The organism is Polaromonas sp. (genome assembly GCF_043778355.1).
Taxonomy (GTDB): domain Bacteria; phylum Pseudomonadota; class Gammaproteobacteria; order Burkholderiales; family Burkholderiaceae_C; genus Polaromonas.
Window position 1 is genome coordinate 1 of record NZ_JAYWHI010000047.1, and the last position, 20,395, is coordinate 20,395.

The 20,395-nt window shown below is 64.2% G+C and carries 20 protein-coding genes and 1 pseudogene; 7 read left to right on the forward strand and 14 right to left on the reverse strand.

Translation table 11 applies throughout. The annotated features are described in order from the left end of the window. A partial coding sequence (locus tag ACH2CW_RS07775) for a hypothetical protein (RefSeq protein WP_395056783.1) occupies positions 1–294 on the forward strand: 294 nt, incomplete at its 5' end. Between the two features lie 79 nt (positions 295–373). On the opposite strand, the gene ACH2CW_RS07780 is transcribed toward ACH2CW_RS07775, so the two are convergent. Further along, entirely contained in the window at positions 374–2,635 is a 2,262-nt protein-coding gene (locus ACH2CW_RS07780) for a molybdopterin cofactor-binding domain-containing protein (RefSeq protein WP_395056785.1), read from the reverse strand. After that, positions 2,632–3,108: a (2Fe-2S)-binding protein gene (locus ACH2CW_RS07785; protein ID WP_395056787.1), complete on the reverse strand. Its 477-nt coding sequence runs from the start codon at positions 3,106–3,108 to the stop codon at positions 2,632–2,634. The genes ACH2CW_RS07780 and ACH2CW_RS07785 overlap by 4 nt, the downstream gene beginning before the upstream one ends. Before the next feature lie 137 nt (positions 3,109–3,245). Between ACH2CW_RS07785 and ACH2CW_RS07790 the strand changes: the two genes are divergently transcribed. The 4 genes from ACH2CW_RS07790 to ACH2CW_RS07805 all read left to right on the forward strand — a co-directional run bounded on the left by ACH2CW_RS07790 (position 3,246) and on the right by ACH2CW_RS07805 (position 9,459). Beyond that, positions 3,246–5,174 (forward strand): ATP-binding cassette domain-containing protein, encoded by a 1,929-nt coding sequence (locus tag ACH2CW_RS07790; RefSeq protein ID WP_395056789.1) that lies wholly within the window; start codon positions 3,246–3,248, stop codon positions 5,172–5,174. Between the two features lie 220 nt (positions 5,175–5,394). Then, positions 5,395–7,083 (forward strand): phospholipase D family protein, encoded by a 1,689-nt coding sequence (locus ACH2CW_RS07795; protein WP_395056791.1) that lies wholly within the window; start codon positions 5,395–5,397, stop codon positions 7,081–7,083. 110 nt (positions 7,084–7,193) lie between these two features. Then, positions 7,194–8,006 carry a creatininase family protein gene (locus tag ACH2CW_RS07800; RefSeq protein WP_395056793.1) on the forward strand — a complete coding sequence of 271 codons (813 nt, stop codon included), beginning with the start codon at positions 7,194–7,196 and terminating at the stop codon, positions 8,004–8,006. 109 nt (positions 8,007–8,115) lie between these two features. Further along, positions 8,116–9,459 carry a PQQ-dependent sugar dehydrogenase gene (locus ACH2CW_RS07805; RefSeq protein ID WP_395056795.1) on the forward strand — a complete coding sequence of 448 codons (1,344 nt, stop codon included), beginning with the start codon at positions 8,116–8,118 and terminating at the stop codon, positions 9,457–9,459. A gap of 88 nt (positions 9,460–9,547) precedes the next feature. Here the strand turns inward: ACH2CW_RS07805 and ACH2CW_RS07810 are convergent, their stop codons facing one another. The 12 genes and pseudogenes from ACH2CW_RS07810 to ACH2CW_RS07865 all read right to left on the reverse strand — a co-directional run bounded on the left by ACH2CW_RS07810 (position 9,548) and on the right by ACH2CW_RS07865 (position 17,621). Continuing rightward, on the reverse strand, positions 9,548–10,216 hold the full coding sequence (locus ACH2CW_RS07810) for a histidine phosphatase family protein (protein ID WP_395056797.1): 669 nt from the start codon (positions 10,214–10,216) through the stop codon (positions 9,548–9,550). Between the two features lie 51 nt (positions 10,217–10,267). Then, positions 10,268–11,260 (reverse strand): threonine dehydratase, encoded by a 993-nt coding sequence (locus ACH2CW_RS07815; RefSeq protein WP_395056799.1) that lies wholly within the window; start codon positions 11,258–11,260, stop codon positions 10,268–10,270. Then, entirely contained in the window at positions 11,257–11,892 is a 636-nt protein-coding gene (locus ACH2CW_RS07820; protein ID WP_395056801.1) for a LysE family translocator, read from the reverse strand. Before ACH2CW_RS07820 ends, ACH2CW_RS07815 begins: the two co-directional genes overlap by 4 nt. Beyond that, entirely contained in the window at positions 11,893–12,603 is a 711-nt protein-coding gene (locus tag ACH2CW_RS07825) for a VOC family protein (RefSeq protein ID WP_395056827.1), read from the reverse strand. Continuing rightward, the gene (locus ACH2CW_RS07830) at positions 12,603–13,553 is read right to left on the reverse strand and encodes a PhzF family phenazine biosynthesis protein (RefSeq protein WP_395056803.1); all 951 of its coding nucleotides are present in this window, start codon (positions 13,551–13,553) and stop codon (positions 12,603–12,605) included. The genes ACH2CW_RS07825 and ACH2CW_RS07830 overlap by 1 nt, the downstream gene beginning before the upstream one ends. 22 nt (positions 13,554–13,575) lie before the next feature. Then, a complete protein-coding gene (locus ACH2CW_RS07835; RefSeq protein ID WP_395056829.1) occupies positions 13,576–13,953 on the reverse strand; it encodes a glutathione binding-like protein in 378 nt (125 codons plus the stop codon). Positions 13,954–14,022: 69 nt separating this feature from the next. Further along, a pseudogene (locus ACH2CW_RS07840) lies at positions 14,023–14,196 on the reverse strand (glutathione S-transferase); the annotation flags it as partial. Next, positions 14,197–15,426 (reverse strand): PLP-dependent aminotransferase family protein, encoded by a 1,230-nt coding sequence (locus ACH2CW_RS07845; RefSeq protein WP_395056805.1) that lies wholly within the window; start codon positions 15,424–15,426, stop codon positions 14,197–14,199. Positions 15,427–15,465: 39 nt separating this feature from the next. Next, entirely contained in the window at positions 15,466–15,774 is a 309-nt protein-coding gene (locus ACH2CW_RS07850; protein ID WP_395056807.1) for a cupin domain-containing protein, read from the reverse strand. 1 nt (position 15,775) lies between these two features. After that, on the reverse strand, positions 15,776–16,105 hold the full coding sequence (locus tag ACH2CW_RS07855; protein WP_395056809.1) for a DHCW motif cupin fold protein: 330 nt from the start codon (positions 16,103–16,105) through the stop codon (positions 15,776–15,778). Continuing rightward, the gene (locus ACH2CW_RS07860) at positions 16,102–17,013 is read right to left on the reverse strand and encodes a DMT family transporter (protein WP_395056811.1); all 912 of its coding nucleotides are present in this window, start codon (positions 17,011–17,013) and stop codon (positions 16,102–16,104) included. Before ACH2CW_RS07860 ends, ACH2CW_RS07855 begins: the two co-directional genes overlap by 4 nt. Continuing rightward, positions 17,010–17,621 carry a LysE family translocator gene (locus tag ACH2CW_RS07865; protein WP_395056813.1) on the reverse strand — a complete coding sequence of 204 codons (612 nt, stop codon included), beginning with the start codon at positions 17,619–17,621 and terminating at the stop codon, positions 17,010–17,012. Before ACH2CW_RS07865 ends, ACH2CW_RS07860 begins: the two co-directional genes overlap by 4 nt. A gap of 109 nt (positions 17,622–17,730) precedes the next feature. On the opposite strand from ACH2CW_RS07865, the gene ACH2CW_RS07870 reads away from it, so the two are divergent. Continuing rightward, positions 17,731–19,200, forward strand: a complete 1,470-nt coding sequence (locus ACH2CW_RS07870) for a PLP-dependent aminotransferase family protein (RefSeq protein ID WP_395056815.1) — start codon at positions 17,731–17,733, stop codon at positions 19,198–19,200. A 115-nt stretch (positions 19,201–19,315) separates the two neighbouring features. Continuing rightward, on the forward strand, positions 19,316–20,353 hold the full coding sequence (locus ACH2CW_RS07875; protein ID WP_395056817.1) for a LacI family DNA-binding transcriptional regulator: 1,038 nt from the start codon (positions 19,316–19,318) through the stop codon (positions 20,351–20,353). Positions 20,354–20,395 lie beyond the last annotated feature (42 nt).

Sequence of the window (20,395 nt, forward strand, 5' to 3'; positions counted from 1 at the left end):
AGCCTCAAATTATATACCGGTTTTTTAGTCCCGGTCAACAAAAATTTAACTTTTTGCCTGCTTGCTGATTACTTTGCCTGTCTTGGGAAATCCTGCGATTTACCTCGAGACTTGCAGCGTTTTCAACGCGCTTTGAGGTTGTTGACTGTGATCAGTCGAGCCTTAGATTCTATACCGGTTTTTTCATCCCAGTCAAAACAAATTCAAAAAAATCTGCTTTTTCTCCGAAGCCCTTGTCTGCCGACAAGCGACTTCATTAACGAGGTCATTCATCAGCAGAGCCATCGACTATAGCACGGCTTTTTATGCCTTCCGGTCAGGATCCGAAAGTCCTGCACAGGCGCGACCTGCGCCGCGCGTCTAGCCGATCACGTCACAAGGTCAATGGCAGGGCGCGCAAACGCTTCCCCGTCAGCACGAACAGGGCGTTGGCCACCGCAGGCGCCAGCGGTGGGACGCCGGGTTCGCCGACGCCGCCGGGTGGCCGGGTACTTCCAACCAAATACGTCTGTACCAGCGGGGCCTGTGCAAGCTGCAACATCGGTGAATCGGGAAAGTTCTTTTGCTGCACCACGCCCGCATGGATATCCACCCGCCCGTACAGCGCAGCCGTCAGTGCAAACACCACCGAGCTCTCCATCTGCTGGGCAACGATGTCGGGGTTAACCACGGTACCGCAGTCGATGGCGCACACCACACGGTGGACGCGTGGCTGGCCGCCGGCCAGCGACACCTCGGCCACCTGCGCAACGATGGAGCCGAACGATTCGTGCAAGGCGATGCCCCGCGCCTGTCCTGCGGGCAATGTGCGTCCCCAACCGGCCTTGTCAGCAGCCAGATTCAGCACCGCCAGATAACGCGGGGCATCTTTCAGCAGGTGGCGCCGCAGGCTCAAGGGGTCCTGACCGGTTTCAAAGGCCAACTCATCGATAAAACCCTCGGAGAAAAAGGCGTTATGTGAATGCCCGACCGAACGCCAGAAGCCCACCGGCACCCCTTTGCGCGTGGCCACATGTGTCATATGCTGGCTGGGAAAGCCGTAGGGCAGGTCAAAAAGACCCTCGGCCGTGGTTTTGTCGGGCGTGTCCATCGGTCCGGCCAGGCCGGGAGCGCCTCGTTCCAGCCAGCGTGGGGTGATGGCGTCACCGGCGGACCTGATGCGCAGGCTGTTGACACGGCCGTCGACATCCAGCGACGCGCGCAAGCGCGCCACCTGCATGGGACGGTAAAAGTCGTGGGTGCTGTCTTCCTCCCGCGACCAGATCAGTTGCACCGGCCGGCCACCGCAGTCCATCGCCACGCGCACCGCCTGGGCGATGTAGTCCACTTCCAGGCGGCGTCCAAAGCCGCCGCCCAACAAGGTGACGGTCACCGTCACGTCCTCCAGCGGCACGCCGGCCACACGTGCGGCAATGGCGGCAGCCATCTGCGGCACCTGGGTCGGCACCCATAAAAACACCTTGCCGTCGCTGACCTGGGCGGTACAGTTCATGGGCTCAAGGGTGGCATGTGCCAGATAGGGCGCGCGATACACGGCTTCGATACGTCGGGCAGCAGCCGCTTCGGCCTGGTCGGTGTCGCCCTGCTCATGAAAAACAAAGCCCTCCTCCGTCTGGAGCGCCGTCTCCAGCTCGACTTCGATCTGGCGCGAGTCCAGCGCCCCAGCCGGCCGCTGCTGCCAGTCAACAGCCATGGCCTGTGCCGCCTGCTGCGCCTGCCACCAGCTTTTGCCGACCACGGCAAAACCGGCCGTTGAGCCCGCGTAGGCCGGTAAACGCACAAAACGCTCGATACCCGGCATGGCCAGCGCGGCGGGAATGTCCATTGCACCGGGCGCGCCGCCCAGCATCGGACACAGACGGATGGCGGCATACAACATGCCAGGCAGTCGCACGTCCAGCCCGAACCTGGCTGTTCCGTCGACTTTGGCCGGTAGATCCCGGCGCGGCGCGCTTTGGCCGATGACTTTCCAGTCCTTGCGCTCTTTGAGCGTGACCTCGCCTGGCGGCGTGGCAGCCGCAAATTTGGCCAGTTCCCCATAGTGGGCTGATTTGCCCGAGGGGTGCGAAATGACACCGTCGCTGACTGTGAACTCGGCCACCGGCAAGCGCCATTGCAGGGATGCCGCGCCCAGCAGGGACGCGCGGGCTGTGGCCGCCGCCGTGCGCAGCACGGTCCAGGCGTCCGCCACGCTGCTGGAGCCGCCGGTTGCATTGATGCCCAGTTCACGCGCCAATTTACCCACCACCCACTCGCCGGCCTCAACTTTGAACGGGCGTTGTTCGACTTCCAGCGGGTGAAAAGGCAGGCCGGCAAGCAACATCGCAACATTGCCATAGATCGCGTCGGAACCTGCCTGCTCTATCCGTATGCGCGCCAGGGGCAGGTCCAGTTCCTCAGCCACCAGCATCGGCAAGGCAGTGTGAACGCCCTGGCCCATCTCGCTACGCGGCATGGCCAGCACCACCGAACCGTCGGTCAGAACCTTGATCCAGCCATTGAGTGCGATTTCACCTTCAACCGGCGGCCAGAGCCGGCCAGCGCCCGTGCGCGAGCGCGGCGGCAGCAAGCCCCAACCCACGACCAGCGCGCCAGTCGCCCCAGCGGCGCTGAGCAGCCAGGCGCGTCGTTTCATGCCCGCTTCTTCACGACAGGGCCAGACGGAATGCCCGCCGCACGTTTGATCGCCACCCGGATCCGCTGGTAGGTGCCACAGCGGCAAATGTTGGTCATGGCCGCGTCAATGTCGGCATCGGTCGGTTTGGGCGTCTTTTCGAGCAAAGCCGCCGCCGCCATCAACATGCCGGACTGGCAGTAGCCGCACTGCGGCACCTGTTCGGCGATCCAGGCCTGCTGCAGAACATGGGGTTTGTCCAGCGTGCCCAACGCTTCAATGGTCTGGATGCGTTTGCCGGTCAAGGTCGATGCTGGCGTGACACAGGCGCGGACCGCCAGCCCGTCCACCCGCACGGTGCAGGCACCGCAGGCCGCCACCCCACAGCCAAACTTGGTACCCGTCATATTGAGCAGGTCGCGCAACACCCACAACAAGGGCATGGCGGGGTCGGCATCGACCTGAACGCGTCTTCCGTTGATCTGTAATTCCATGAACCAGGCTTCCGGTGTGCTCAGCAGGTCGGGGAAGGTGCGCCGCTGATTCCGCTCCAACTATAGCGACGACTCCGGACGCGCAATAGCCCGAAAACCAGCATGCGAAACGGCACACCCGGATAATCCCTGACAACATGGCATTAATTACACTTCTTGACGCTCAACTCGCTTTTGGGCACGTCGCCCTGCTGGACCACGCAGATTTTTCGCTCGAAACCAACCAGCGCATCGGCCTGATTGGCCGCAACGGTACCGGCAAGTCCTCGCTGCTCAAAATCCTGGCCGGGCTGGAAAAACCCGACGACGGCACCTTGCAACTGCAGCAAAACCTGCGCATCGCCTACGTGCCGCAGGAGCCGAGTCTGGACCCGCACGCTACTGTTTTCATAGCTGCTAGCGCAGGACTGGCAAGGGCCAGGCACATTGTTGAGCAATATTTGGCGGCCGACGAACACACCGACCTGGACGCCCTGCAGTCGGAAATCGAGGCGCTGGACGGCTGGAACTGGGAGCAACGCGTCGAGGAAACCCTGCACCGCCTGCACCTGGACAAGGACGCCATCGTTGGCTCGCTGTCTGGCGGGACCAAAAAACGCGTGGCACTGGCCCAGGCGCTGGTCGCCAAACCCGATGTGCTGCTGCTCGACGAGCCGACCAACCACCTGGACCTTGATTCCATCGCCTGGCTGGAGGAGTTGCTGGTCAATTTCAACGGCAGCATCATCACCATCACCCACGACCGGGCCTTTCTGGACCAGGTCGCCACGGCGATTGTTGAGCTGGACCGCGGCAAACTGCTGACCTACCCCGGCAATTTTGCGCAGTACCTGATTCAAAAAGAAGAACAGATGGCGCAGGAAGCCGTCATCAATGCCAAGGCCGACAAGCTGCTTGCGCAGGAAGAAGTCTGGATCCGCAAGGGTGTGGAAGCGCGCCGTACCCGCAGCGTGGCACGTATTGGCCGGCTCGAAGTGTTGCGGGACAGCCGGGCATCACGACGCGATGCGGTCGGCCGCGTCAACCTCGACGTCTCCAGCGGTGAAAAAAGCGGCAAGATCGTGGCCGAACTGACCGACGTCAGCAAAAGCTTCGGCCATCCGGGCAGCGAAAAAATCATCGTCAACAAATTCAGCGGCACCCTGCTGCGCGGCGACAAAATCGGGCTGCTGGGGCCGAACGGCGCGGGCAAGACCACGCTGCTCAAGCTGATCCTGGGCGAGCTTCAACCCGACGTGACCACGCCGCCCGGCAAGATCCGCCAGGGCGCGAATCTGCAGGTCGCCTACTTCGACCAGATGCGCGACAGCCTGGACCTGGACGCCACGCTGGAAGACTTCATCAGCCCCGGCAGCGAGTGGGTCGAGATCAACGGCCAGAAAAAGCACGTCAAGAGTTACCTGACCGACTTTCTGTTTTCACCGGCGCGCGCCAACTCGCCAGTGCGCACACTGTCGGGCGGCGAGCGCAACCGCCTGCTGCTGGCCCGCCTGTTCGCGCGACCAGCCAACGTGCTGGTGCTCGACGAGCCGACCAACGACCTGGACATCGACACCCTGGAGCTGCTGGAAGACCTGCTGCAGAACTACGAAGGCACAGTGTTTCTGGTCAGCCACGACCGGCGCTTCCTCGACAACGTGGTGACCAGCACCATTGCCTACGAAGGCACACCGGAGAACCCCGGCTTCTGGCGCGAATACGAAGGCGGCGTGACGGACTGGCTCACGCAGTCCAAACGCGCGGCGCAAATCACTGGCGGCGGCAAAACCCCCGCCAGTTCTGTCGCAGCCAAAAACACAAGCAAAAACACCGCCCAGCCCATGAAGGACGGGCGCGAAGCGCTATCAAAAAAGAAACTGAGCTACAAGGAACAGCGTGAGTTCGACGGCCTGCCGGCGTTGATCCAGCAGCTCGAATCGCAGCAAAAGGCGATCGCGCAGGAACTGTTCGACGGCACGCTGTACACCAGCAACGCCAAACGCGCGGCCGAACTCAATGCCCGCAACAGCAAGATCGAGGAAGAACTGATGGACGCGCTGCAGCGCTGGGAAGCGCTGTCGGCCTGAGAAAGGGGCGCAAATCCGCTTCACCGTTCGCGTTGAGCCTGTCGAAACGTCTTCCTCAGTCAATGTTGGTGGAAGGCCTCGACAGGCTCAGCCAGCACCGACTAACCAGGCCAGGCGTGTCGAGGCAGGCGCCTACATGACTTTGCGCAAGTGTCGGTCGAACCGGGGCCACGCCGAAACAGCTGCTTACGCTAAAGTGGCTGCAACTCCAAAGCCCCTCATGAACCTCCGTGCGCCGCAAGCTGCCTGCCTGACTTCCCCCGCCTGGCGCTGGCTCGCGCTGCTGACGCTGGCGGCATGGCTCAGCGGCTGCGCCTCGCTGCCGAGCGAGGTGGACCGGCCGGTCTCCACGGCGCTGGCCAATCCTGAACAAACCCGTATCGGCAATGCGGTGCAGCAGCGTGCCGCAAAGGCCGGCACCCTCAATGACTCGGGTTTTGCGCTGGTCAACAGCGCCGAGTTGGCGTTTACCAGCCGCATGGCGCTGATCGACGCCGCGCAGAAAACGCTGGATATCCAGTACTACGCCATCCACGCCGACGAAACCACCGAGCGCATGTTCGACGCGATGCGCGCCGCCGCCGCACGCGGCGTGCGTATCCGCATCCTGCTCGACGACTTCAACACCGCTGGCAAAAACGCGCAGGTGCTCAAGATCGCTTTCGAGCCCAACATTGAGTTGCGCCTGTTCAACCCGCTGCCGGGTAACCGCCGCTCGCTGTTTTTCCGCATCCTGGGATCGCTTAAAGATGTGGACCGCATCCAGCGGCGCATGCACAACAAGATTTTTGTCGCCGACAACGCGGTGGCCATCACCGGCGGCCGCAATCTGGGTGAAACCTATTTCGGCCAGGGCGAGGGCACCAACTTCGTCGACGCCGATGTGCTGGCCGCCGGCCGCATTGCCCGCGAACTCTCACGCAGCTTCGACCTGTACTGGAACAACCCGCTGGCCTACCCCGTGCAGTCGCTGATGACCCGGGACGAAATCGAGAAGATCAAACCGCCGCCCAAGGCTGCAGCCGCCTCGCCGCCACCGGCCGTCGCCCAGGCGCCCGACGGCCCGTCGGTCCAGCCCCGGCCTGCGGCGCCCGCCACCGCGCCAGGTGTGCGCACCACCACCGCACCCGACGGCACAGTCAGCGTGATCGAACCCCTTCCCGACAGCACCAACCTCGCGCTGCTGGACTGGACCTGGGCGCCGGCGGTGCTGCTGGTCGACAAGCCATCCAAAATTGCCGCCGATGCCGACGATGTGCAACAGGCGCAGGACACCACCGTCGACGGCCTGCTTCAACTGATGTCGCAGGCCAGCGGCGACCTGCTGATCGTCTCGCCCTACTTCGTGCCCGGCCAACGGATGATGGACCAGTTCGCCGCCATCCGGCAAAAAGGCGTGCGCATCCGCGTGCTCACCAACTCGCTGGCCTCCAACGACGCGCCCGCCGCCCATGTCGGCTACGCCCGTTACCGCAAGGATCTGCTGGCGCTGGGCATCGAGATTTACGAAATGCGCGCCGAGCAGGAAGGCTCGCTGACCAGCTTCGGCTCCACCGGAAGCTCCGGCTCGGCCGGCGGTTCGCGCGCCAGCCTGCACTCCAAGATCGTGGTGCTGGACCAGCGCCTGCTGGTGATCGGCTCGATGAACCTGGACCTGCGCTCGCAATTGCAGAACACCGAGGTCGCCCTGGCGATCCGCAGCCCCAAACTCGCCGGTGAAACCATTGCGCTGATCGAGCCGGCCATGGCACGCGGCGCTTACAAGGTCGAACTGGTAGACGGCCAACTGCTCTGGCGCGCACCGCAGGGCTCCAAACTGGCGGACACCCGGATCGAGCCCGATGCCAGCACCGGCCTGAAGCTGATGCTCAAGCTGATCGGTCCTTTTGCGCCGGAAGAAATGCTTTGAAGTCGCGTTGAGCAGGCGGGGACTCGTTCACCTTAACCGACACCGGGGCAAACATCGCGTCCATCCAACGCTGACGGGCTCTTTGGCCCGAATGGCCCCAAAATACGCCCATGAACCCCGCGCCCACCCCGCTCGCCCTTCCCCACTTCTGGGCTGACCTCAAAAGCCCCGACTTTGCCCGCATCGACGCGGCCGCAACCATTGCGGTGTTGCCGGTCGCTGCCATTGAGCAGCATGGCCCGCACCTCCCGCTCAGTGTGGACACGGATCTGGTCAATGGCGTGATCGCACACTGCCTGCCGCATTTGCAGGCCGCGCCAGTGCTGTTTTTGCCGACACAAACGATTGGTCGCAGCATCGAGCACATTGCTTTTTCCGGCACCCTGACGCTGGGGGCGGCCACACTGATCCAGAGCTGGGTGGACCTCGGCGAGTGTGTGGCGCGCACCGGCATCAGGAAGCTGGTGCTGCTCAATGCCCACGGCGGCAATGTCTCGACGCTGGACATTGTCGGCCGCGAGTTGCGGGCGCGGTTTGGCCTGACAGTGTGGATGGTCAACACCTTCAGCCTGCCGCTGCCGGCCGAGGTCAAACAATTGTTTGGGCCGGACGAGGAGCGTTTCGGCGTGCACGGCGGCGATGTCGAGACCTCGATGATGCTGGCGCTGCACCCGCACAAGGTGGACATGGCACTGGCGCAGAACTTCCACTCCAGCAGCCGGGACCGTGCGCAGGCTTTCGCCATCCTCGGCAATGGCAGCAGCGCCAAGCTGGCCTGGGCCGCGCAGGACCTGCATGTGGCGGGTGCGGCCGGCAATGCAGCGGCGGCCACGGCCGAAAAAGGCGTGGCCGTGTTGCAGGCCAGCGGGCAAGCGCTGGCACGGCTGTTGCACGAGGTTCAGCAACTCACAGCGCTGGCCTGAGCCCCCCCGCAGCCCTGACAAAATCTGGGGGCCTCGGCTGACACACCGCAGACACCCGTGCGATCAACAATGTAAATTCGTGCCTCTGCGCCCTGAACAAGGATTGACCATGCGAGCCCTGTTGCTTTCCCTCCCCACTTCACGCGTTGCCGTGTTGCCGCTGTGTGCCACCCTGGCCCTGGGCCTGGCGGCCTGCGGCGACACCGCCAAACTCCCGCCCGGAGCCGATATGGGTGCCACGCCGACACTCCCCGCGCCGGTCAAGTCGCTCATTCCCACCGTGAACATTGCACCGGCCCAAGGCTGGCCCGCCGGTGTGATGCCGCAAGCCATGGCGGGCATGACGGTCACCGCGCTCGCTACCGGCCTGGACCACCCGCGCTGGGTCTATACCCTGCCCAACGGCGACGTGCTGGTGGCCGAGAGCAACAAGCCCGCCAGGCCGGACGCCGGCTTCAGCATCAAGGGATGGATCACGGGTGTGGTGATGAAACGCGCAGGCGCGCAAGTGCCGAGTGCCAACCGCATCACCTTGCTGCGCGATGTCGACGGCGACGGCAAGGCAGAAACCCGCACGGTATTCATGTCGGGCCTGATGTCGCCGTTTGGCATGGCGCTGGTCGGCAAGGAACTGTTCATTGCCAACGCCGACGCGCTGGTCAAGGTGCCTTATGAAGAGGGCCAGACCGCCATCATGGCTACGCCCGTCAAGGTGGTGGATTTGCCGGCCGGCATCAACCACCACTGGACCAAAAATGTCATCGCCAGCCGCGACGGCAGCAAGCTTTATGTCACGGTGGGCTCGAACAGCAACATCGGTGAAAACGGCATGGACATCGAGGTGGATCGCGCGGCGATTCTTGAGGTCGACCCCAAAACCAACACACGCCGCCTGTTCGCCTCCGGCTTGCGCAACCCCAACGGCATGGGCTGGGCGGCTGACGGTTCGCTCTGGACCGTGGTCAATGAGCGCGACGAAATCGGCAGCGACCTGGTGCCCGACTACCTGACGTCGGTCAAGGACGGCGCGTTTTACGGCTGGCCTTACAGCTACTTCGGCCAGAATGTGGACGATCGGGTCAAGCCACCGCGCCCCGATCTGGTGGCCAAAGCCGTATCGCCCGACTACGCGCTGGGCGCCCATGTGGCACCGCTGGGCATGGTGTTTACCGAAGGCAACAGCCTGCCGGCGTCACTGGCCAGCGGTGTGTTTGTTGGCGAACACGGGTCATGGAACCGCAAACCACTGAGCGGCTACAAGGTGGTGTTTGTGCCCTTCACCGGCAGCAAACCCTCTGGCAAACCGGTGGACGTGTTGACCGGTTTTGTCAGCCCGGACGGCAAGGCCTATGGACGGCCCGTAGGCGTGGCGATGGACAAACGCGGTGCGCTGCTGGTGGCCGACGATGTGGGCAATGTGATCTGGCGCGTCAGCGGCAATGTTGGACGCTAACACGGTTTTTCAGCGTGCTCGCTATGTGTTTTGGCTGCCAGCCCTTTGACAGCGCTCACAAGCAGCTATAAAAACAATAGCAAATGACTCACGAATAAGTGATCCAGCTTGCGTGTTCGGGCGCATCCAGGTGCGGCAGCGTGTTGTAGGTCACCAGCATGTGGCGCTTGGGCGTGAAGGCGAACTCGGTCACCGAGCAATTGCGTATGCGCAGATTCAGTTCAATCGTGACCTCAGGCGCCGTACCCAGCACATGGCCAACCGCCGTGGCGATCGGCCCGCCGCTGGAGACGAGCAGCACGTTGCCGCTGTGGTTGGCGCGGATGTGGTCCAGCACGCCGGTGACGCCGGCTACGAAGTCGGTGTAGCTGGGCATGCCTTTGGGGCTGACGACTCCGGCCATCCATTGCGCCAGGCCGTCTTTCAGGAGACGGAAGTGACTGCGGTACATCTCGGGCGAGGTCGGCTTCTCCAGCTTGTGCGGATGGATCGCGCCGATCACCGCTTCGCTGTCGTATTCATTGAGCCCGGGCCGCTGCGCGGCATCCATCGCCACGCCCATGCCCTCGCAGATACCGGCAAAGGTTTTCATCTGGCGTTGAAGCGTGCCGGTAAACGCCGCCTCGAAGCGGATGCCTTTGTACTTGAAGTATTCGCCCAGACGCAGACTCTGCCGGTAGCCCATCTCGCTGAGCACGTCATAGTCGTCGGCGCCAAACGAGGCCTGGCCGTGGCGCACGAGGTAAAGGGTTCCCATGAACAAATTGTGGCGACAAGCCCGCAAGCGTCCAGTCGCAGGCGCGACGCTTTAGCCGCCCAATAGCACCTTGGCGACAGTGGCGGTATCGACGTTGCCTCCACACAAGGTGGTTCCAACGACCCGTCCTCGAAGTTGCGCGCGCTCCTGCATCGCTGCTGCAAAGCTTGCCGCGCCAGCGCCTTCGGCCACGTTGTGGGTGTCGGCATACAGGTCGCGCATGGCTTGCGCCACCTCCTCGTCCGTCACTTTCACGACGTGGTGAATGTGCGGCGCAATGATGTCCAGCGCCGACGCATCGGCAATGCGGCAGGCCATGCCGTCGGCGAGTTGTGTGGTCACCGGCGCTTCGACCACGCGGCCGGCAACCAGCGAATCGGCATAGGTGGTGGCGTGGGCGCTGACCACACCGACGATGCGCAGGCTGCGGCCTAGCGCGAGTTTGGCGGCAATCGCCGCACAGGCGCCCGAACCCTGGCCGATCGGCACATACACCACATCGAGTTGCGGCACCGCCCGCATGAACTCCCACCAGTAAGTGCTGACGCCGCTGAGCAGGTCGGCATGGAAACTCGGCACCATGTGGGCGCCGTGTTCTGCCGCCAGCCGCATCGCGTGTTCGCGGCTTTCCTGGAAGTCGTTGCCGTGTTCGATCAGCGTGACCCCGAGTGCGCGCATCGCCGCATTTTTTTCCAGCGAGTTGCCCTGCGGGACCACGATGGTGCAGTCCACGCCATGCGCGCGTGCCGCCCAGCCCATGCTTTGCCCGTGGTTGCCGCGCGTCGCGCTGACCACTTCGGCCGGCAAGGTGCCGCGCTGCTTGAGCGCATCGAAATAGGTCAGGCCGCCGCGTATCTTGAAGGCGCCGACAGGGGTGTGGTTCTCGTGTTTGATCCAGCAGTCGGTGCCCAGGCGCTGGCTGGACATGCCCCAGCGGTACTGCGGCGTGGCCTGGAACTCGCGGTAGACCACGCGTGACGCGGCTTCGATCTCTGCCAGCGAAGGCAGCGCATCGAGGTGGGTTTCTTTCAACACAGCGTTCATGCCGTTCTCTTTTCTGTCAGCAATCGCAGCGCCAGCAGGCCCAGCACCGTGCCCATGACATAACGCTGCACCCGCATCCAGGTGATGTTGCGGTTCAGGAAGACGGCGAGCCCGGCCGCGAAAAAGATGATCACGGTGTTGATCACCAGGCTGACAGTGATCTGCACCGCACCCAGGCTCAGGCTTTGCAGCAATACCTGGCCACGTTCGGGGTGCAAAAACTGCGGGAAGAAGGACAGGTAAAACATCGCAACCTTGGGATTCAGCAGATTGGTCATGAGACCCATGAGAAAAAGTTTGCGCGGCGGGTCGTGCGGCAGGGCGCGGGTTTCGAACGGCGACAGGCCACCGGGCTTGACGGCCTGCCAGGCCAGGTACAGCAGGTAGAGCGCGCCGGCAACCTTGAGCGCGGTGAAGGCGACTGGTACCGCCAGCAGCAGCGCACTCAGACCGAAGGCCGCGCCCAGCAGGTGCACCACAAAACCGAGCGCTACGCCCGCCAGCGAGACCATGCCAACAGCGCGGCCCTGGCACAGGGTGCGCGAGATGCAATAAATCATGTTGGGGCCGGGTGTCAGCACCAGCGCCAGCGCGACAAGTGCGAACCAGGTGAGTTCGGTCATCGTGAGCATCTAGACTCCTTTTGATTCAAGCATGACGCGGCCACGCGGCGTGTTCAGCGTGGCGATCAGGTTGGGCGTGCCGGGGCTCACGCCCACACCGGCGAGGCCGATCGCGGCATACGCGGCCTGCAGCTTTTCCGGGCGTGGATGGCTGGCCTGCAGCGCCTCCAGCGTCACGCCCGAGGCCGGCATGGCATGAAGCGGATGGGCGGCCTGCGCCGGATCTTCGCCGGCCTCGCCCCACTGGATCAGCGTCGGCAAGGTGCCGTAGAACAGGCGCTGGCCGTCGTCGCGCACGGTGATGCGCCAGCTCAGCAGGCCAGCGGTGGTCTGGCGCGAGGCGGCCACCACGGCGCCGCGATCCAGGCCCTGCGCGGCCAGTGCCTTGACGGCGGAGACCACGCCCGGAACGCTCGCAACAAAATGCAGCAACTGCGGCCCCTCATTGACGACACGTGATTGCAGAAGCGGGTCGTCCATGTCGAACCAGCGGTGTTTTCCGGGCGCACGGGTCGGCGTGACGCCGGGCTGGATAGCAATGATTTCGAAATAGGCGTGCGGGAAGGCCGGACTCGCGATGCTGAAAAGCCGGTTGTGGGTGCCCATCAGCGGGTGTTCGCCGCCAGGGCCAGGCGTGATGCCCAGCGTTTCTTGGCACCAGGTCACGCCCTGGTCCAGGCTGGCAGCCATGACGACGAGATGATCGACCTGCGCCGTGATCACAACATCACCGATCCATCAATGCAGGTGACCGACTGGCCGCCGACCCAGACCTGTCCTGAGCCTGTCGATGCGGCCTGCGTTGCGCCGGCCGCACTTTCGCGCGCCAGATAAACCCGGCCGGCGCGACCCAGACAAGTGCCTTGCGCCACGCTGTAGTTGTCGGGCGCGTGGCCCTCGGCCATCAGCCACTGCGCCAGGCTGGCGTTCAGGCTACCGGTGACCGGGTCTTCGTTGATGCCTATGGGTGCAGCAAAGGCACGGACTTCGAAGTCGACGGTGTCCGCAGGTGCGCTGTGTTCGCTGGGAGCGAAAGCCCGTGCCTCACGGCTTGATCGTGCTATTAAAACAGGAGCTGTTTGCGCAGCGTGAGCGCCGGCTACACCCACTTTCAGGCCATATTTTTTGAGCGCCAGATGGTCCGCTTCGAGTTGCAGCACGGTGTCGGCACTGTCCAGCAACAGGCCCAGCCAGACCGGGCCGTTGTCGAGAACCTGGGCCGCAATGATGTGTTGCGCTTTCAGGCCCAGCGCAGCCGCCACCTGCGCCAGCACGGCTGGGCTGGGCGCCGAACGCTTGACCGGTGGCGCGGCGAAAGCCCGGCGCGCGCCTTCGCTGCGGATGTGAACCAGGCCGGCCTGGCATTGCTGCACCACAAGGTCCTTGCGTTTCGGCACACCGCCCGCTTCCAGCCAGGCGTGGCAGGTGCCCAGAGTCGGATGGCCAGCGAATGGCAGCTCACCGCCGGGCGTGAAGATGCGCACCTGATAGTCGGCCGAGGCTTCGGTGGGCGGCAACACAAAGGTGGTTTCCGACAGGTGGGTCCACTGTGCAAAACGCTGCATCGCTGCGTCGTCCAGGCCGCTGCCGTCCAGCACCACCGCCAGCGGATTGCCGAAGTAGGGCTGGGCGGTGAAGACGTCGACTTGTTTGAAGTGCCTGGTTTTCATGGGTAATCGGGCAATAAAAGTGTCAGGAGAGCTGCATGTCCAGCACACCCATGCTGGCTTGGCGCGCGCGAATGCTGTCGTACCAGCGCTCGATGTGCGGCCGGCTCTGGCGCTGTTGCGGCAGGCCGAACCAGCGGTGGATTTCGCAGGCAATCGGAATGTCGGCCACGGTGAAACGCTCGCCGACCATGAAGTTGCGCTGGGCCAGGTGCGCATCCAGTACAGCCATCAGGGCCTCAACGGCGCTGTTCGACTCGGCAATCGCCGCAGCGTCGCGCTGCTCGGGCGGGGTGCGCACCAGTTGCCAGAAGCCGGGCCGGCTGGCCGGGTTAAGCGTGGTCTGCTGCCAGTCCATCCATCGCTCGGCATCGAAACGCTCGCGCAGATCGGTGGGGTACATGTCGCCAGGCGAATATTTTGCGCACAGGTAACGCACGATGACATTCGACTCCCACAAGACGTAGTCCCCGTCCTCGATCACCGGCACCAGCGAGTTCGGGTTCAGCGCCATGTAATCGGGCGTTTTGACCACGCCGAACAGGCCGCCGGCTTCGGTGCGCTGGATGTCCAGCGCCAGTTCCTGCGCGGTCCACACCACCTTCTTGACGTTGATGGAGCTCATGCGCCCCCAGATTTTCAGCATCTACTTGGCCCCCGCCGTTTCAGCAATACGGACACCCGCCGCAGGCTGGCTCTCACGGATGGCCGCGGCCAGCGCCGCCACACCGGTGTTGATCTGGTCCACGCTGGCGGTCACAAAAGACAGACGCAGCGTACGTGGATCAGCGTTGTCAGCATAGAAAGCAGCGCCCGGCACAAAAGCCACGTTTTTCTCGACGGCTTTGGGCAGCAGTTCGACCGCACGCATGCCGGCCGGCAGGCGCGCCCACAAAAACATGCCGCCGTCGGGGGTGTTCCAGCTCACGCCTTCAGGCATCTCGCGTTTAAGTGCGGCCAGCATGGCGTCGCGTTGCGACTTGTAGAGCGCGCGAATCGTCGGCACATGACGGTCCAGGAAGCCGTCCTTCATCACCTCGGCAATCATGCGCTGGTTGAAGCCGGGGCTGTGCAGGTCCGCTGCCTGTTTGGCCTGCAGCAGTTTGGGGTACAGCGCTTTCGGCGCCACCAGGAAACCCAGGCGCAGGCCAGGCGCCAGCACCTTGGAAAACGAGCCCAGATAAAGACAGCCGTCCGGGTTGCGTGCCGACAGCGGCAGCGGCGGCGGTGCATCGAACCACAAATCGCCATAAGGGTTGTCCTCGATGATGGGCAGGCCCAGTTCGGCGGTTTTGGCCGACAGCGCGGCGCGACGCGCTTCGCTCATGGTGCGGCCGGTCGGGTTCTGGAAGTTGGGCAGCACATACAGGAATCTCGCTGTTTTCCGTTCGCCCTGAGCTTGTCGAAGGGTGGCCTTCATCGCCAGGTCCATCACATCGATGCCGTCGTCATCGCTGGCCACACTGATCACCTGCGGCTCCATCGGTGTGAAAGCCTGCAGCGCGCCGAGGTAGGTCGGTGTTTCGACCAAAATGGGACTGCCCTTGTCGATCAGGATCTTGGCCAGCAAATCCAGACCCTGCTGCGAGCCAGTGGTGATCAGCACTTGCGCCGGATCCACCTGCCAGGGCAGACTGGCTGCGACCATCTCGCGCAGCGGGCCGTACCCTTCGCTGGCCGCGTATTGCAGCGCCGCCTGGCCGTCCTCACGCAAGACCTTTGCGCAGGCATCGGCGAAGGCACTGATCGGGAAGGTTTTGGGCGAAGGCAGGCCACCGGCAAAACTGATGATGCCGGGCTTTTCGGTGACCTTGAGGATTTCGCGGATCACCGAGGGATTCATTTTTTCGGCGCGTGCGGCCAGAGTCCATTGCATTTCACTCTCCTCCTTGCGGGCCGTAGAACACGACCCAAGTCACAAAATTTTTGCTGAAATTTTCAAAGTGGTGCGCCGCACCGGCGGCCACAAAAAAGCATCCCCCGCGCCGGCTTCAAAACGCTGGCCGTTGATGATGATCTCACCTTGACCGCTCTGCACAAAATACAACTCGTCTTGCGTGTGCGGCTGCTGCCGGTCCCGGCCATCGGTATTGCTGCCGGGGGCAAACACTTCCACCCGCATGCTGCCGCCCGCCATCACGGTGGTGAAGGGCTCGCCTTCCGGGTAGTCAGCAGCAGGCGCACCGGGCAGGCGTTTCAGGGCGTCGTCAAGGCTGGCTTTCATCTCAGTCCACTATAAAGAGTCGGGCGCCTTGGGGGGCACTGGAACGGTGGGCCTCGGCGCCGTCGGCCACCTGGTAACTCATGCCGGGTTTGAGCGCGAAGGTGCGCCCATCCTGGAGTTCCGTGTGCAATTCACCCTCCAGACACAGCAGGATGTGGCCCTTGCTGCACCAGTGGTCCGCCACATAGCCGGGCGTGTACTCGACCATGCGCACGCGCACATCACCGAACTGCTGGGTGCGCCAGAAAGCCTGGCCGGCCTGCGCCGAATGGGCGGTCTGCGCAACGGCTGACCAGTCGGTGGTGCCGAAAGGAATGTTGGCAATGTTCATGCGGGGTCCAGGCGGGGGGTGTGCACCGGCATCTGTTTGCCGATGAACACGGTGGCAATCACGGCCAGGCCGAAGCCGACCGTTACCGCGTCGAGTGATTCACCGAGCAGCGGCACCGCAAACAGCATGGACAGAAAGGGCTGAACCAGTTGCACCTGGCTGACACGCACCGTGCCGCCCAGCGCCAGGCCGCGGTACCAGGCAAAAAAGCCCAGCCACATCGAAAACACACCGAGGTAGGCGAAGCCAGCCCAGGCGCTGACGCGAATCGTCGTTTGCGGCCAGCTCAGCAGCGCCAGCGGCAGCGTCACCGGCAGGGAGATCAGCAGCGCCCAGCAGATCACGTGTTCGGCCTGCATGTGTTGCGACAGCCGCGCGCCGTAGCCGTAACCGACCGCCGCACACAGCATGGCCGCCAGCAGCAAGCCGTCTGCAAAGTGGATCGCTAGACCAGCAGCGCCGGACCGCAACACGGCAAATGCCACCACCAGTGCGCTGCCCAGCGCGGCGCACAGCCAGAAGCCGGTCGACGGCCGCTGGCGGTGCAGCAGCGCCCCCACCGCCGCGGTGGCCAGCGGCAACACACCGACGATCACGCTGGCATGCATGGCCTCGACATAACGCATCGCGATCGAGGTCAACAGCGGAAAGCCGAAGACCACGCCGCCGGCGGTGATGGCCAGCGGCAACCAGTCGCGCCGCTGCGGCAGCGGCGCGCGGCTCGCCAGCAGAAACAAGGCCGATAAGGCTGCGGCCACCACGGCCCTGCCCATGGCGATGAACAGGCCCGACATCTGCGGCGCCTCGGAGGTGCCGACCGCCAGCCGCGTCATCGGCAGGGTCACCGCAAATATCACAATGCCCAGCAGCCCCAGCCACAGGCCTTTGGTGATCTGTTGGGATGTCATAAAAACAGCATCCAGATGGCGGTGACCACCAGCACGGCGGCCATGGCGTAGTTGAACCACATCAGGCGCCGGCCTGTGCCGGTCGGGCCGGCCAGCCACTCTCGCAGCAGCGAGCCGGCCAGCGCATAAACCAGGTTGCTGACAAAGGCATAAGCAAGCATCACCGGCAGCACCACGGCAAAACGCAGGCCGGGGTCGCTGCGACCGGCAATCCAGCCGCTGACAATCGCCAGCGCCAGCATCCAGGCCTTGATGTTGACGAACTGCAGTGCAGCGCCCTGCCAGAAGCCGACGTTCAAACGCGCGGCGTCGGCTTCGCTGAGTTGCCGTGAGCGCGCAATTTTTGAGGCCAGCCAGAACAGGTAGGCGACGCCGATGAACTTGATCGCCAGCGCCAGCACCGGGATCGCGAGCAGCAGCGCACCCAGGCCCAGCGCGCACAGGCTCAGCAACACGCCCCAGCCGACCGGCACCGCGCAGACAAAAGGCATGGCGCGGCGCAGGCCGTGGTTGGCCGCGAGGGCGGTCGACAGCGTGGTGTTGGGCCCCGGCGAAAAACTCATGGCGGTTGCCAACACCAGCAAAGCGGTAAATTCTTGCCAATTCATGCTTCAGACTTTATAGTTCAAAACAACACACCACCAGTACAGTTAAAGGTACAAAACCGGAAACTGTATTGCCCAGTTTGTCAGCACACCGACGACCCAAGGCCTGCCCATGTTGATGAAAACCGCCGCCCAGTCGCTGACCGAACAGCTCAGCGCGCGTTTTGCCGAACGTATCCGCAGCCGGCTGTTGGCGCCCGGTGCGCGCCTGCCCTCGGTGCGGCAATGTGCGCAGCAGCAGGGCGTCAGCGTCTCCACCGTGGTCGCAGCCTACGACCAGTTGCTGGCCCAGGGCCTGGTTGAGGCGCGCAAGAACCGCGGTTTTTTTGTGCGCGATCTGTCTTCTGCGTTTGCTGCACCGGCCTCGGCCCGCTTGACGGCGGGCCCACCCACCGCGCTGTCCGGCGACCCGGCCTCGCCGGTCTGGAGCACCTCGGCCTGGATGGCGACCCGGCAGGCGCCGGTGGATGCGTCGGCGCTGATACGCGGCATGTTCCACCGGGTCAGCAACAAGCCACAACCCGGCATGGGCGTGTTTCCGCCGGAATGGCTGGACACCAGCTTCATGCCGGCCGCGGTGCGCAAGGTCACCAGCGGCAGCGCACTGCGCGATTTTTCGCTCAGTTATGGCGAACCCATGGGCGACAGCGGCCTGCGCCGCGCGTTGTCGCAAAAACTCAGCGTGCTCAATGTGCACGCGGCGCCCGAACAAATCATCACCAGCGTGGGCGCGACCCATGCGCTGGACATCGTCAGCCGTACCCTCCTGCGCGCCGGCGACTGCGTGATGGTCGAGGAGCCGGGCTGGGCGGTCGAGTTTGCGCGCCTCGACGCGCTGGGCATGCGTATCCTGCCGGTGCCACGCTCTGCCTCCGGCCCGGACCTGAACGTGATGGCGCGTTATTGCGAGACGCATGCGCCCAAACTGTTTGTCAGCGTCAGCGTGTTCCACAACCCGACCGGTTACTGCCTGAGCCCCGGCAGCGCGCACCGCGTGTTGCAACTGGCCAACCAGCACAACTTCCATATCGTCGAGGATGACACCTACAGCCACCTGGCACCAGACCACGCGACGCGGCTGTGTGCGCTCGACGGCCTGCAGCGCACGATTTATGTCAGCGGTTTTGCCAAAATCCTGGCGCCGGGCTGGCGTGTCGGTTTCATGGCTGCGCCGACGGACCTGGTGCAGCGCCTGCTCGACACCAAGCTGCTGGGCACGCTGACCACGCCGGCCCTGCTTGAAAAGGCGCTGGCCTGGTGCATCGACCAGGGCCAGTTGCGCCGCCATGCCGAACGTATACGCACCCGTCTCGATGCAGCGCGCGCGCGCAGTGTCAAGCTGGCGCTGGCGCACGGCTGCAGCTTCGCGGCCGAACCGGCCGGCCTGTTCGGCTGGGTCGACACCGGCGTGGACACCGACGCGCTGGCGCAGCGCATGCTTGACGAGGGTTACCTGATTGCGCCGGGCGCCTTGTTCCACGCGGTGCGCACGCCGACCACGCTGATGCGCATCAACTTCGCAACCACCCAGGAAGCGGCCTTCTGGAAGGTGTTCGCGCGTTTGCGCGACGCGATGTTGTGATGCGCCGGGATTTCAAGCTTTTTTGGCCTCCAGCCCCCGCCGGACGGAAGGAAGCAGCTATTAAATTGATAGTAATCAGCGTCAGCCCGGAAACGACGGCAGGGGGAAAGCAAGCATGAGCGAGAAAGAAACCATCCCCCCGGCACGTCGCACGCGACGCGGCAGCGGCGCCGTCACGCTGCACGACGTGGCGCGCCTGGCCGGCGTCGCGCCCATCACGGCCTCGCGCGCGCTCAACACGCCAGGCCAGGTCTCGGCCGAACTGGTGCGGCGCGTGACCGAGGCGGTGACCAGCACCGGTTATGTGCCGAACCGGGTGGCCGGCGGCCTGGCGTCGGCGCGCAGCCGGCTGGTGGCGGCGCTGGTGCCGACCATTTCGGGGCCGGTGTTTTTGGGCACGGTCCGCGCGCTCAACGAGGCGCTGGTGGCCCAGGGCTACCAGCTGATGCTGGGGCAGAGCGGTTACGCCGATTCGCGCGAAGACGCGCTGCTGGACGCGCTGATCAGCCGGCGGCCCGACGGCATTGTGCTGACCGGCATCATGCATTCGCCGCTGGGCCGCCAGCGACTGCTGGCTTCCGGCATCCCGGTGGTCGAAACCTGGGACCTGACACCCACACCGATCGACATGCTGGTCGGTTTTTCGCATGTCGATGTCGGCCGCGCGGTGGTGGACTTTCTTTACGCCAAAGGCCGTCGCCAGCTCGCCATGATCGCCGGCGACGACGAACGTTCACAGCGGCGCCAGCAGGCCTTTCATGCCGCAGCGCAGGCCGCCGGCCTGCCAGCGGTGCCGGTAATCACCGTACCGGCACCGACCACCCTCAAGAGCGGGCGGGCTGCGTTGGCGGAGTTGCTGCAAACTTCGCCAGGTATCGACGCGGTGTTTTGCAGCTCCGACCTGCTGGCCCTGGGTGTGATGACCGAGGCCCAGGTGCGCGGCGTTTCGGTGCCCGGCCAACTGGCAGTGGTCGGTTTCGGCGACCTCGAATTCGCCGCAGACCTGCACCCTGCCCTGACCACGGTGCGCATCGACGGCATGGCGATTGGCCGCCAGGCCGCGCAATTCATCGTTGATCGCGCAGAGGGCCGCGAGGTGGACCAGCGCGTGGTGGACGTCGGTTTTTCCATCGTGGACCGGGACAGCGCCTGACGCTGGGCGCACCTAGCGCATCCCCAAAGGCAGAATTGTGGA